Origin of the sequence: Brevundimonas sp. (assembly GCF_035561115.1) — a bacterium.
Classification (GTDB): Bacteria; Pseudomonadota; Alphaproteobacteria; order Caulobacterales; family Caulobacteraceae; genus Brevundimonas.
The window spans coordinates 1-13637 of sequence record NZ_DATMYH010000028.1; the positions used below are offsets into that span (position 1 = coordinate 1).

A 13637-nucleotide genomic window follows, 5' to 3' on the forward strand; every position below is an offset into this window, starting at 1 on the left:
CTGCCATCGTTCACCCCTCGTCACTCACCCGCCCGGCCTGCGCATCGCGCTCGAGCTGCGCCGTCCAGTCCATCCCCAGCACCTTGCGCCGCACCGCCTCGAAGGCCGCCTCGTCCGGCTCCTGCCCCCAGGCGTCGCCCACGCTCCGCGCGGCCCGGTCGGCCAGCCGGGCATAGCCCTCGGCCAGCCCGACCAGCGCCCGCGCCTCGGCCCACAGCCGCCCGGTCATGGCCCGGCCCGAGGCCCGCGTCGCCACCTTCGCCAGCGCCGTCGGATCGCCCGCCGCATCCTCGTCCAGTTCCGCGATCCCGTCGAACAGCCGCGCCGCCACCGCCTCGGGACTGTTACGCCGCGCCTCTTCCAGTTCGGCCTCGCGCGCCACCGCCTGCCCGATCGCCTGGGCGTCGCCCCAGTCGCGCTTGGTCGCCCCGTGCTGGGTGATCCGCCGCCGCAAGGCATGGATCGACACCCGCCATTTCAGCACCAGAAACGGCGCCGTCGCCCCCTCGACATACTCCTTGAGGATGATCTCCCACGTCTCCTTCGACAGGCGATAGTGGGCGGGCGCATCCGGATCGCGCGGCTTGCGCGGCCCTTTGGGGGTGCGGTGGGGAAAGGTGTTGGCGAGGGGCGCTTCGGTCATCCCGAAAGGATAGGCCCGCCCCGACGGGCGCCGGGAATAGAGCGGAATCGGCCCGCAAACGCAGGCGGGGCGGGGAGTCGGGATGCGAGGTAAAGTCTTGAGAAGAGCACTCGAGAGCAATCTCAGCGCCTCTCCCGTAGATAGAATGATCCGCTATCCACGTCTCCTGACGCGAGATACGGTCAAGGTGCAAACAGTTCTTGAGGCTGGGCTTTGATCAATTCACTCGCACGCTTGCTAGCGCTGATGACGCACCATGGCGCATACCGCGTCTACGCGAAGAAGCTCTCATCGAACGACAACTCCAAGAACCAAGTGTATCTTGGGGGCGGCTTTGCAGCACTAAACGTTCTTCCTCACGGTGAGATCTATATCGACACGACCTCACGCGGCGGCAGTAAGCAGGATCGCCCCAAAGCCGCGCTCAACTTTTTATGGGTTGATGGGGAGGGCAAGTACGTCGCACCCGACGCAAACCTCATCCTCTATCCAGACTATCCCGAAGTTCGAATGTCCGGCTTTCTGCGTGGTTGCAGGTCCGCGCCCAATAACTTGATGACGATACGCGACGAGGGGCGCGTCTTGTTTTTCGGGGTCACGCGAGCCGGAGAGGTTCTGGGGTTTGCCGCCGCTAGCGACAGCGCGATCTCCAAAGAGCTTGACGCGAGGTCATGGCCCACGCTGGGCGTCTTTCTCGAGCTACCACTCAGCCTCGATGGCCCGACCGATCCGAAAGCGATCCTCCTCGCGCAACTGCGCAGGATCTATGGCTTGCAGTGGATCGCTTCGCAGAAGCTCACAGCGACCGGAGCAAAGGCCCCCTATTCGGCCCGAAACGGGGGTGGCTATACCCTCGAGGCAGAACTCGGCGTCCGGCCAAACGGGTATGCCGAACCCGACTTCATGGGCTGGGAAGTGAAGCAGTACGGCGTCAGAGACTTCATCAAGTTTGCACCCAAGTCGGTGGTGACACTCTTCACGCCGGAGCCAACTGGTGGCTTCTACAAGACCGGATCGGCGGAAAAATTCGTCGAGCGTTTCGGGTACCCTGACAAGAGCGGGAAGCCCGACAGAACCAACTTCGGTGGAATTTATTCTTGTCAGAAGACCGTGCATGACGACACCGGACTTCGCATGACCCTCAAGGGATTTGATGCCGCGGCCGGGAAAATAAACGACATGGACGGCGGACTGGCGCTCGTCACCAAGGACGGCGAAGAAGCCGCAACCTGGTCCTTTTCAGGCTTGATGGCCCATTGGAACAGGAAGCATGCTCAAGCGGCTTACGTGCCCTCACTCTTCCGCACACCACCGCCGGAGTATTCGTACGGTTCGCAGATTCTCCTCTGCGAACAGACTGATTTCATACTGTTCTTGAAAGCGTTCGCTTCAGGGGCGGTCTATTATGACCCCGCCTTGAAACTTGAGAAGGCGTCAACCGGTAAGCTGACACTCCACAGGCGCAGCCAGTTCCGGGTCCAACACTCAAATCTCACGCAAATGTATCATCGCCATGAGATCATCAACTTAGTGAGTTGATACGGTACCGTCCTGAAGGCGCGGGGGCTCATGGCCGTGTCGGAGCGCTCCGGATTTCAAGGATTGAACAGTTACCGGTCAACCATGCCTCGCACTCGTCGAGCACCCTTTCCAAGGGTACGCGAGTCCGACCCTTGAGGGCGCATTCCCATATTGCACCCACCCTCCAGCCTCCTGCCAAGAGTGCGGCGGTCGAAACCGCATCCACCTCCCGGTTCCGTTTGATCTTCGCTTCCCAAAACTCCGGTCGCGTCTTCGGCCATTTGAACAGATGACAGTCGTGCCCGTGCCAGAAGCAGCCATGCACAAAAATCACCGCCCGATGCTTCGGCAGACAGATATCCGGCTTACCCGGCAGATCGCAGTGCAGCCGATAGCGAAACCCGCGCGCATGCAGCGCCTTGCGGATCATCAATTCCGGTTTCGTGTCCTTGCCCCGGATGCCGGACATCATCCGGCTGCGGGTCGCCGGATCGACGACGTCAGCCAACCCCGGCCTTCGGCCGTTTCCCGAGCGCGGCGAAGAGGTGCGGCTTCATATGTTCGGCGACGGCTTTCACAGCCGGCACCACAACAGAATTGCCGAACTGGCGATAGGCCTGGGTGTCAGAGACGGGAATGATGAACTCCGCGCCGCGAGGAGAATCGAAACCCATCAAACGCGCACACTCGCGGGGCGTAAGGCGGCGAGGCGTTTCGCCCTCACCTCGCTTGATCAGGATCTCCGACCCGTCCTTGTAGTAGCGGGCTGACAACGTCCGCGCGACGTTCTCCGGCCCCACCAAACCGAAACCAAAGCCATTGCCGGCGGCCTGGTGCTTCTCCTTGTAGCGCTGGAGATAGTTCCAAAGGTGGTCTGTCAGGGTGTACTTGTCCGCCACACGGCCCGAATTACCGACGGTATATTTCTGGTCGGGAATTTCAGATTCATCGCCTTCGAGATGCAGAATCTCGACCAGCTTCGGCGCGGCGTCCGGCAGCTTCATATCCGCAAAGCGGAAGCCCTGATCGGCCCGGAAACCGACGATAAAAATCCGTTCCCGATGCTGCGGCGTCCAGTGACGGCCGTCGATGACCCGGAAGTCGATCGTGTAGCCCAACTCCTCGGTCAGCACGTCCTTGATCGTCTGGAACGTCTTTCCCTTGTCGTGACTGACCAGGTTGCGGACGTTCTCCAGCAGGAAGGCAGCGGGCTGATGATGTTTGATGATCCGCGCCACATCGAAGAACAGCGTCCCCTGGGTCTTGTCCTCAAACCCGTGGACGCGGCCCAGGGCGTTCTTCTTGGACACGCCCGCGATCGAGAACGGCTGGCACGGAAAACCGGCCAGCAGCACGTCGTGCGCCGGGATGTCGGCGACATCCACCTTGGTGATGTCGCCGTTGATCTCGTGGTCGTCGTCGGGGAAGTTCGCGGCGTAGGTCTTCTGGCTGTACTTGTCCCACTCGGACGTGAAGACGCAGCGCCCGCCGATCGATTCAAACCCGCGCCGCAGCCCGCCGATCCCGGCGAACAGGTCGATGAAGGTGAAGTCAGCGGGCGGCTGATCCTTGCCGCCGCGCAACAGTTTCAGCTTGGGTTGCGGAGCCGCAGGCGTGACCGGACCGTCAATAAGACCCAAGCTTACCGCCACGTCGGCGGTCGCCTGTCCGGCCTGTTTCACCATTAGGGCATACTCCGACACGGCGATTCCGCGCTTGTTGAGGGTGGCAGACTGAGGAGATTCTGCCAGGAGAACAAGTCAGGAACAAGAGCTTACCAACCTCAAGTCGGACACTTTCTCCGGTTCTACCCTAGCACCTCACCGATGAGGGGCAGCGTAAGCCCTCAATCCTCGTCCATCTTCAGCGCCGCGATGAACGCCTCCTGCGGGATCTCCACCTTCCCGAACTGGCGCATCCGCTTCTTCCCCGCCTTCTGCTTCTCCAGCAGCTTCTTCTTCCGGGTGGCGTCGCCGCCGTAGCATTTGCTGGTCACGTCCTTGCGCAGGGCCCGCACCGTCTCGCGGGCGATGATCTTGCCGCCGATGGCGGCCTGGATCGGGATGACGAACAGGTGCGGGGGGATCAGCTCCTTCATCTTCTCGACCATGCTGCGCCCACGCATCTCGGCCCGGCCGCGGTGGACCAGCATGGACAGGGCGTCGACGGGCTCGCTGTTGACGAGGATGTTCATCTTGACCAGGTCGCCGACCTTGTAGTCCGACAGTTCGTAGTCGAACGAGGCGTAACCCTTGGAGATGGATTTCAGCCGGTCGTAGAAGTCGAACACGACCTCGTTCAGCGGCAGCTCATAGACCACCAGGGCGCGGGATCCGACGTAGGACAGTTCGACCTGGGAGCCGCGGCGGTCCTGGCACAGCTTGATGACGCCGCCGAGGTATTCGTCGGGGGTCAGGATGGTCGCCTTGATCCACGGCTCGCTGATTTCCATGATCTGCATGACGTCGGGCAGGTCGGCCGGATTGTGCAGCTCGATCTCGGAGCCGTCGCGCAGGGCGATTTTATAGACGACCGACGGGGCGGTCGCGATCAGGTCGAGGTTGAACTCGCGGCTGAGCCGCTCCTGGATGATCTCCAGATGCAGCAGGCCGAGGAAGCCGCAGCGGAAGCCGAAGCCGAGGGCGGCGCTGGATTCCATCTCATAGGTGAATGACGCGTCGTTGAGGCGCAGGCGGCCGATGGCGGCGCGCAGGTCCTCGAAATCGGCGGCGTCGACCGGGAACAGGCCGCAGAAGACGACGGACTGGACTTCCTTGAAGCCCTTGAGCGGTTCGGCGGTGGGCTTCTTCTCGTCGGTGATGGTGTCGCCGACGGCGGCGTGGGCGACCTCCTTGATCTGGGCGGTGATGAAGCCGACCTCGCCGGGGCCGAGCTGGTCGACCGGGGTGTTCCTGGGCGTGAAGACGCCGACGCGGTCGATCAGATGGGTCGAGCCGTTCTGCATCATCTTGACGCGCTGGCCGGTCTTCAGCGTGCCGTCGAAGACGCGGACCAGGACGACGACGCCCAGATAGGGGTCGTACCAGGCGTCGACCAGCAGGGCCTTGAGCGGGGCGTCGGGGTCGCCCTTGGGCGCCGGCAGGCGGGTGACGATGGCCTCCAGCACGTCCTCGATGCCGATGCCGGACTTGGCGCTGCACAGCACGGCCTCCGAGGCGTCGATGCCGATGACGTCCTCGATCTGCTGTCGGACGCGCTCGGGCTCGGCCGCGGGCAGGTCGATCTTGTTGAGGACGGGGACGATCTCGTGGTTGTTGTCGATGGCCTGGTAGACATTGGCCAGGGTCTGGGCTTCCACGCCCTGCGACGCGTCGACGACCAGCAGGGAGCCCTCGCAGGCGGCCAGCGACCGGCTGACCTCATAGGCGAAGTCGACGTGCCCCGGCGTGTCCATCAGGTTCAGGACGTAGTCGAGCCCGTCCTTCGCCGTATAGTTCAGCCGCACCGTCTGCGCCTTGATCGTGATCCCCCGCTCCTTCTCAATTTCCATATTATCAAGGACTTGCGCCGACATCTCGCGCGCGGTCAGGCCGCCGGTCACCTGAATCAGGCGGTCGGACAGGGTGGATTTGCCGTGGTCGATGTGGGCGACAACGGAGAAATTCCGGATACGGTCGATGGGAGGGGTCGTCATGGCCGCGCCGGTAGCACGGCGGGGCGGAATCGCCAACGCGGACGCCGTCCCCTCGGCCCCCGGCCACAGGCGCGGTGGCGGATTACTTCGCGGTAACGGGACGGATTCGCGTTTGAGAAGCGCTCGCCGACCCGCTATTCAACAGCTGATGACAGCGCGCCCGGGACGGGCGACCATCAGTCGGCGCCGCCTCCCCGGCGCGGCGCAAAGGGGATCAGACGTGAGCAACACCATGCGGAACATGCGGACCGGCGCGGCGGTCGTGATCGTCAGCCTGGCCCTGGCGGCCTGCGGCGGCGAAGGCGATGCGAAGAAGGCCGAAGCCAAGGCCGGCGCGAAGGCCGGCGGCGGCGCCTCCAGCCAGACCGTCTCGGTCGTGACCGCCTCGCTGCAGAACCTGCCGCGCACGGTCACCGCCTCGGGCACCGTCTCGGCCTGGGAAGAGGTGCCCGTGGGCGCCGAGACCGGCGGGCTCACCGCCACCGGGGTCTATGTCGACGAAGGGACCTATGTCCGTCAGGGCCAGCCGCTGGTGCAGATGAACGACGCCCTGCTGCGCGCCCAGCTGCGCCAGCAGCAGGCGGCGGTGCAGACGGCCGAGGCCAATGCGGCCCGCGACCAGGCCGCCCTGGGCCGCGCCCAGGAACTGAAGGAGCGCGGCTTCCTCAGCCAGGCCTCGCTGGACACCGCCCTGGCCAACCAGCGCGCGTCGAGCGCCAATGTGGCGGCGGCCCAGGCCTCCCTGTCCGAAACCCGCACGCGCCTGTCGCAGGCGACCATCAAGGCCCCGGTCTCGGGTCTGGTCATCAGCCGCAGCGTCACGCGCGGCCAGATCATCTCGCCCGGAACCGAGCTGTTCCGCATCGTCCGCGACGGCCGGCTGGAACTGGACGCCCAGGTGCCGGAGACCGACATGGCTCTGGTCCGCGCGGGCCAGAGCGCCGTCGTCTCGTCCGACCAGGTCGGCGAGACCACCGGCCGAGTCCGTATCGTGACGCCCGAGGTCAACGCCGAAAACCGGTTGGGAACCGCCCGCATCGCGCTGAACGGCGGCGGCTTCCGTCCCGGCATGTTCGCCCGCGCCCGCATCCAGGTCGGCGACCAACCGGCCGTGACCGTGCCGACCGCCTCCGTGCTCTATCGCGAGAACCGCGCGGGGGTCTTCGTGCTGGGGACCGACAACCGGGCCCATTTCCAGCCCGTGACGGTGCTGTCGCGTACGACCAATTCGACGGCGGTCAGCGGTCTGGCCGCGGGCGCGCGGGTCGTGGTCGCGGGGGCCGGCTTCCTCGGCGAGGGTGATCGCGTGACCATCGCGCCGGCCGCCCGCGCCGCTCCGGTTCGCGCCGCCGCTCCGGCGAAGAAATAGGGCCGGACGATGAAAAACATCTCATCCTGGTCGATCAAGAATCCGATCCCGATCATCCTCATGTTCGTGTTGCTGACGCTGGCTGGCGTCAACGGCTTCATGGGGATGCGGATCAACAACAACCCCGACATCGATTTCCCGCTGATCAGCGTCTATGCGGGCCGGCCCGGCGCCGCGCCCAGCGAGATGGAAGTCCAGGTCACGCGGCTGATCGAGGACTCCCTCGCCGGCCTGCCCGGGGTGCGCCACATCAACTCCCAGGTGCTGGACGGCTCGTCCCAGACGACCATCGAGTTCGAGCTGGGCACCGACACCGAACGCGCCACCAACGACGTCCGCAACGCCATGAGCGGCCTGCGCGCCGACCTGCCGCAGGACATGCAGGAGCCCAGCGTCCAGCGCATCGACATCACCGGCGACGCCCTGATCACCTGGGTGGTCCGCTCGTCGACCATGACGCCGGAAGAGATCAGCTGGTTCATCGACAACGAGGTCAGCCGCTCGCTGCTGTCCATCAGCGGCGTCGGCGAGGTCAACCGTTCGGGCGGCGTCGACCGCGAGATCCGCGTCCAGCTGGATCCCGACCGCCTCGCCTCGTTCGGCCTGACGGCGGCCCAGGTCAGCCAGGCGCTGACCTCGGTCAACAACGACCTGCCCGGCGGCCGGGTGACCATCTCGGGCTCCGAGCGGTCGATCCGGACCCTCGGCGCCGCCGGTTCGATCGAGCAGCTGCGCGAGACCCTGATCCCCCTCGCCGGCGGCCGCTCCGCCCGTCTGGGCGACCTGGGCACGGTCGAGGATCACTGGAGCGAACCGCGCCGTCTGGCCCGCTACAACGGCCAGGAAGCGGTCACCTTCAACTTCCTGCGTTCGCGCAGCGCCAGCGAGGTCAAGGTTTCCGAAAAGGTCCGCGAGCGCGTGGCCGAGATCGACGAGGCCCATCCCGAACTGACCATCGAGAAGGTCACCTCCAGCGTCGAATATATCGAGGAGAGCTACCTCGCCTCGATCGAGGCCCTGCTGCTGGGCGCCGGTCTGGCGGTCATCGTGGTGTTCATCTTCCTCAGGGACTGGCGCGCGACCTTCATCACCGCCACGGCCATGCCGCTGTCGCTGATCCCCGCCTTCGCCATCCTGGGGCCGCTGGACCAGTCGCTGAACGTCGTCACCCTGCTGGCCCTGTCGCTGACGGTGGGCATTCTGGTCGACGACGCCATCGTGGAGATCGAGAACATCGTCCGGCACATGCGGGACGGAAAGTCGCCCTATCACGCTTCCATGGAGGCGGCGGACGAGATCGGTCTGGCCGTCGTGGCCACTACCGCCACCATTCTGGCGGTGTTCGCGCCGGTCGGCTTCATGCCGGGCATCATCGGCCAGTTCTTCAAGGCCTTCGCCCTGGCCGCCTGCGTCTCCGTGGCCTTCTCGCTGGTCGTGGCGCGGACGCTGACGCCGCTGATGGCCGCCTATTTGCTGAAGCATCAGAAGCATGAGGACGCCGACCCGTTCTGGATGGGGACCTATCTGAGCTCGCTGCGCTGGTCGCTGGCCAATCGCTGGAAGGTGTTCGCCCTGGGCACCGTCCTGTTCATCGGCTGCGGCTTCCTGGCCACCAAGGTGCCGTTCGAATTCTCGCCCTCGGGCGACCAGTCGCGCGCGGCCTTCTCGATCGAACTGCCGCCCGGCGCGACCCTGCGCCAGACCGACGCCATTGTTCAGCAGGTCACCCGCGATCTGCGCGAGCGGCCGGAAGTCACCTCGGTCTACGCCGCGGTCGGCGGCCAGGACGTCAACCAGGCCAATGTCTATGCGGACATGGTCGACAAGGGCGAACGCGCGCTGAGCCAGCAGGAATTCGCGCGCGAGATGGTCGATGGCTGGAAGGCCATTCCGGGCGCCCGGATCGGCGCCGGCACAGGCAACCAGGGCGGCGGGCCTTCGGACGGGACGAGCTACACCTTCGCCATCCTCAGCGACAATCCGGCGGCCCTGCAGGCCGCAGCCCGCAAGATCGAGGCCGAGATGCGCACCGTTCCGGGGCTGGCCAATGTGGTCAACACCGCCTCGATCGCGCGGCCGGAAATCCTCGTCACCCCGCGCCCTGACCAGGCCGCCCTGATGGGCGTGTCGACCGGCGACATCTCCCAGACCATCCGCGTCGCCACCATCGGCGACGTGGCGCAGAACCTGCCCAAATACAATCTGGGCGACCGTCAGGTGCCGATCCGCCTGCAGCTGACGGAGGCGGCGCGCGAGGACCTGTCGGTGCTGGAGACCCTGCGGGTGCCCACCAACGACGGCGGCGCCGTGCCGCTGAGCGCCGTGGCCGACATCCAGTTCGGATCCGGCCCGTCGCAGGTGCTGCGTCAGGACCGGTCGCGTATCGCCTCAATCACCGCCGAGCTGGACGGCATCCGTTCGGGCGAGGCCGACGCGGCGGTCAAGAAGCTGCCGACTGTCCGCAACCTGCCGACCGGGGTGCGTCAGGTGCCCGCAGGGGACGCCGAGTTCATCCAGGAGATGATCACCGGCTTCGCCGTCGCCTTCGCGACCGGCATCCTGCTGATGTACGCCGTGCTGGTGCTGCTGTTCCGCAGCTTCGCCTATCCGGTCACCATCATGGCCTCGCTGCCGCTGGCCATCGGCGGCGCCTTCGTGGCGTTGATGATCGGAGGCTCCAGCTTCTCGATCTCGTCGCTGATCGGGGTGCTGATGCTGATGGGGATCGCGGCCAAGAACTCCATCCTGCTGGTCGACTATATCGTCATGGCCGAGAAGGACGGGATGAAGCGCTGGGACGCCATCATGGACGCCGCCCACAAGCGGGCGCGGCCCATCCTGATGACCACCTTCGCCATGGGCGCCGGCATGATGCCCGTGGCCGTCGGCTGGGGCGCCGACGTGGAGTTCCGCCAGCCCATGGCCATCGCCGTGGTCGGGGGGCTGATCTCCTCGACCTTCCTGTCGCTGCTGTTCATTCCGCCGATCTTCACCATCGTGGACGACATCGCCGGCTTCTTCGCCCGGCGCATGAGCAAGATGTTCGCGGGCCAGCGCCACGCGCCGCCGGCGCCCGAGGCGACGCCCGCGGAATAGGGAACGGGCTGTAGCCTCTTCTCGCCTTGCGGGGCGAAGGGCGCATGCAACGGGGCGTGGACAGGGACAAGGGAACCCGTGCATCCCCGCGAAGGCGGGGACCCAGGTTTGAGCGACAGCTCACATCTTTGTTCGAGGACCGGTTCAGCGGTCCCGGGCGCGCTCCCTGACCAAAGCCTGGGTCCCCGCCTTCGCGGGGATGCACGGGATTGTGTTGGCCTGATCCCCCGTTGCCCCTTAAGCGCCGTCGCGGCGTCGGCGGGGGTACAAGCAAACTCCGCCGTCCGCTCAAAACAAAACCGGCCGGGGTTTCCCCCGGCCGGCTGCGTCGTCCCGCCTTGCGGCGCGTTGACTAGTACTTGAAGCGCAGGGTCGCGCCGTAGGTGCGCGGCTGGCCCAGGAAGGCGTCGTAGGTCTGGGTGTCCAGAGCCGGGTTGTAATAGGTGCCGTTCGGCTGGACCGTGCTCTGGAAGGCGCCGCCTTGCAGCGGAGCGTTGTAGGCGACCTGGATGTATTCCTCGTCGGTCAGGTTCTGGACCCAGAGCTCGGCGGTCCATGACTCATCCTCGGCGCCGAGCATGATGCGGCCGTTCAGCGTCGTGAACGCTTCCTGCAGCTTGTAGGGCAGCAGGTCCGAGCCGGTGTTGTAGTCGTCCATGTATTTGCCGGCGAGGCTGAAGCCCGCGCGCAGGCCGCTGCCGATGCTGCGATCGAAGTTGATCGAGGCGGTGGCCGACCATTCCGGCGCGAACGAGGCGCGGGCGCCGGGGAGCAGCGACAGTTGCGGGAAGTTGCCCGGGCTCGACAGGTCGGCCGCGGTGAAGTTCCCGTATTTGGCGTCGGTCCAGGTGACGCCGCCCTGGAAGCTCAGACCCTCGATCGGGCTGAACCACAGGAAGTCGGCGTCGACGCCGCGCGAGGTCAGTTCGGGGATCGACTCCACCACGAAGGCGGTGCCGAGGAAGGTGTTGAGCTGGAAGTCGGTGAACGTCTGGTCGAAGTAGGTCGCGTTCAGCAGCAGGCTGCGGTCCAGCAGGGTCATCTTGACGCCGGCTTCGTAGCTGTCGACGACTTCCGACGGGAACAGCAGCGAGGCGTTGGGCGTGATGCCGGTCTGCACCCGGTCCAGGTTGTAGCCGAAGCTCTTGTAGCCGCGGGCGTACGACACATAGGTCAGGATCGAGGGGTTCAGGCGGTACGACGCCTTGATCGTTCCGCTCAGCTCGCCGTCGTCGAAGCCCTCCGAGATGTTGCGGTTGTTGTAGGCCGCGTTCGCCCAGGGAAGGCAGAAGTTGCCGAGGATGGTCGGCGTGTTCGCGGCGCCCAGCACCGCGCCGATGGCGGCGGCGTTGCCCAGGGCGGCGGCGCAGGTGGCGCCGTTGCCGTTGATGTTGCGCTGCTGCGCCTCGAGCGTCTTGTCATCCAGGGTGTAGCGGAGGCCCAGGGTGATGTCGAAGGCGTCGGTGACGTGCCAGCTGTTGTTGGTGAAGATGGCGAACGAGGTCGATTCCTGGTCGTAGTTGTCCTCGACGCCCTGGCCGACGATGAAGCCGGGACCGGTGGCCGCCGTCGGACCGGCGGGCGACATGCCGCCCGTCGCCAGACAGCCGCCGAAGCCGGGGGCCGTCTGGGCCGGACGCGTGTAGCAGCCGATGGTGGCGGGGCTGATCGGCAGGGCCGGGTTCACCGCGTTCAGACGGGCGCTGAGCAGGAGCGACAGGAACGGCGTATAGTCAGCGCCGAAATAGTAGCTGTCGGTCCGGTTGATGTCCTCCTTGGTGGCGAAGACGCCGACCAGCCAGTCGAGGGTGTCATTCGAGCCGGCCAGACGGAATTCCTGGGTCAGGTTATCGACCTCGAATCCGTAGTCGCCGTCCTTGACGCGATACAGCAGGTCGGCCCCGGTGTAGTCGATGTCCTGGCCGAGGCTGGAGCTCCATTTGCGCGCCGAGGTGACCGAGGTCAGGGTCGCGCCGCCGAACAGCGACGGCATGTCGATATTGACCTCGACCGACACGCCCTTGTCCTCGACATCCTGACCGTCGGCGCGGTTGGCGTAGCCGGTGCGCAGGAACGGCAGGGGTCCGAAGCCGGCGGCCGGCGGGCGCTGGCCCGTGCCGGTCGAGAGGGCGTCGACGAAGGGATAGGTCGGGCCGGTGCGGATCTGGGTGCCGATGCAGCAATATTCTTCGCGCGTCGAATAGTCGGCGATCACGCGGACCGAGGTGTTGTCGTTCGGCAGCCACAGCAGCTGGCCGCGGACGGTGCTGAAATCCTGGTTGTTGTCGTCATATTCACGACGCGGGCCGTCGCCGACGTTGACGTCCAGGTAGCCGTCGCGCTCGCGGTGAGCGGCGTACAGGCGGAAGGCGAGATGTTCGGTGATCGGTCCGGTGACCGAGGCCGACAGGGCCATGGCGTCAAAATTGCCGATGGTCGCTTCGGCGTTGAAGCCCGGCGTGAACGACGGGGCCTCGGTGATGATGTTGATGACGCCGGCCGAGGTGTTCTTGCCGAACAGCGTGCCTTGCGGGCCCTTCAGAACCTCGATGCGGGACAGTTCGCCCAGGTCGCCAAAGCCGACCGAGTTGCGCGAGCGATAGACGCCGTCGATGACCACGCCGACCGAGCTTTCCAGGCCGGGGTTGTCGCCGACCGTGCCGACGCCGCGGATACGGGCGGTGGTCGAGGCTTCCGACGAGGTCGAGGTGACCGTCATGCCGGGGGTGAGGATCTGCAGGTCCTTGATGTCGCGGACGCCGGCGTCCTGCAGCACTTCCTGCGACAGGCTGGTAACCACGATCGGCACGTCCTGCAGGTTCTGCTCGCGCTTCTGGGCGGTGACGATGATGTCGTCGATCGTCGTCGGCTCATCCTGCGGCGCGGTCTGGGCCGAGGCGACGCCCGCCAGGCCGAAGGCGCAGGCGCCGACGACGGCGGCCGACACAGTGGTGCGAAGAAGGTTGGTAAGGCGCATGGTCGCTCCCCGACATGGGCCGGGACTCCGTCAAGGACGGCGACCGCGGCGTTTCCTGATCCCTGGCCCGCGCTCTTCTTGATGGAGTGCGGAAAGTCCAGGCTCCGGGGTAATCCAAGCCGGAGTCAGCGACAAGCAGCGCGAGGGTCCCCGGCCCTATTTCCGCCGTGGCGCAACCGGGACTGTGACGCAAAAGCGACAGAAACCGATGACGCTAGGTCAATATTCGCCCGGGTCGGGACAGTATCCGGCGTCTGTTCGGCCAAAATCTTGCGCCGTCGACCGACCCCTCGAAACATCACAGGCCCTCCCGGCTCTCCGCTTCAGGGCCCGGCCGCCGTCGCTTTGCCTTTCCGCAACCGGCCGCCTGTCGCTA

Annotated in this window: 8 protein-coding genes; 3 read left to right on the forward strand and 5 right to left on the reverse strand. The window is 65.8% G+C overall.

The annotated features are described in order from the left end of the window. Nucleotides 1-10: 10 nt before the first annotated feature. On the reverse strand, nt 11-643 hold the full coding sequence (locus VN378_RS03850) for a hypothetical protein (RefSeq protein ID WP_325741148.1): 633 nt from the start codon (nt 641-643) through the stop codon (nt 11-13). A gap of 213 nt (nt 644-856) precedes the next feature. On the opposite strand from VN378_RS03850, the gene VN378_RS03855 reads away from it, so the two are divergent. After that, the gene (locus VN378_RS03855; protein ID WP_325741150.1) at nt 857-2182 is read left to right on the forward strand and encodes an MvaI/BcnI family restriction endonuclease; all 1326 of its coding nucleotides are present in this window, start codon (nt 857-859) and stop codon (nt 2180-2182) included. A gap of 28 nt (nt 2183-2210) precedes the next feature. On the opposite strand, the gene VN378_RS03860 is transcribed toward VN378_RS03855, so the two are convergent. From VN378_RS03860 to lepA, 3 genes are all read right to left on the reverse strand, one after another. Continuing rightward, nucleotides 2211-2672: a very short patch repair endonuclease gene (locus VN378_RS03860; RefSeq protein ID WP_325741152.1), complete on the reverse strand. Its 462-nt coding sequence runs from the start codon at nt 2670-2672 to the stop codon at nt 2211-2213. After that, nucleotides 2665-3849 carry a DNA (cytosine-5-)-methyltransferase gene (dcm, locus tag VN378_RS03865; RefSeq protein WP_325741155.1) on the reverse strand — a complete coding sequence of 395 codons (1185 nt, stop codon included), beginning with the start codon at nt 3847-3849 and terminating at the stop codon, nt 2665-2667. Before dcm ends, VN378_RS03860 begins: the two co-directional genes overlap by 8 nt. Before the next feature lie 161 nt (nt 3850-4010). After that, nucleotides 4011-5819 carry a translation elongation factor 4 gene (lepA, locus tag VN378_RS03870; protein WP_325741157.1) on the reverse strand — a complete coding sequence of 603 codons (1809 nt, stop codon included), beginning with the start codon at nt 5817-5819 and terminating at the stop codon, nt 4011-4013. 220 nt (nt 5820-6039) lie between these two features. Between lepA and VN378_RS03875 the strand changes: the two genes are divergently transcribed. Continuing rightward, the gene (locus VN378_RS03875; RefSeq protein WP_325741158.1) at nt 6040-7188 is read left to right on the forward strand and encodes an efflux RND transporter periplasmic adaptor subunit; all 1149 of its coding nucleotides are present in this window, start codon (nt 6040-6042) and stop codon (nt 7186-7188) included. 9 nt (nt 7189-7197) lie between these two features. Then, nucleotides 7198-10284 (forward strand): efflux RND transporter permease subunit, encoded by a 3087-nt coding sequence (locus tag VN378_RS03880; RefSeq protein WP_325741160.1) that lies wholly within the window; start codon nt 7198-7200, stop codon nt 10282-10284. A 352-nt stretch (nt 10285-10636) separates the two neighbouring features. Here VN378_RS03880 and VN378_RS03885 read toward each other — a convergent pair whose 3' ends face one another. After that, the gene (locus tag VN378_RS03885) at nt 10637-13261 is read right to left on the reverse strand and encodes a TonB-dependent receptor (RefSeq protein ID WP_325741161.1); all 2625 of its coding nucleotides are present in this window, start codon (nt 13259-13261) and stop codon (nt 10637-10639) included. Between the last annotated feature and the right edge of the window lie 376 nt (nt 13262-13637).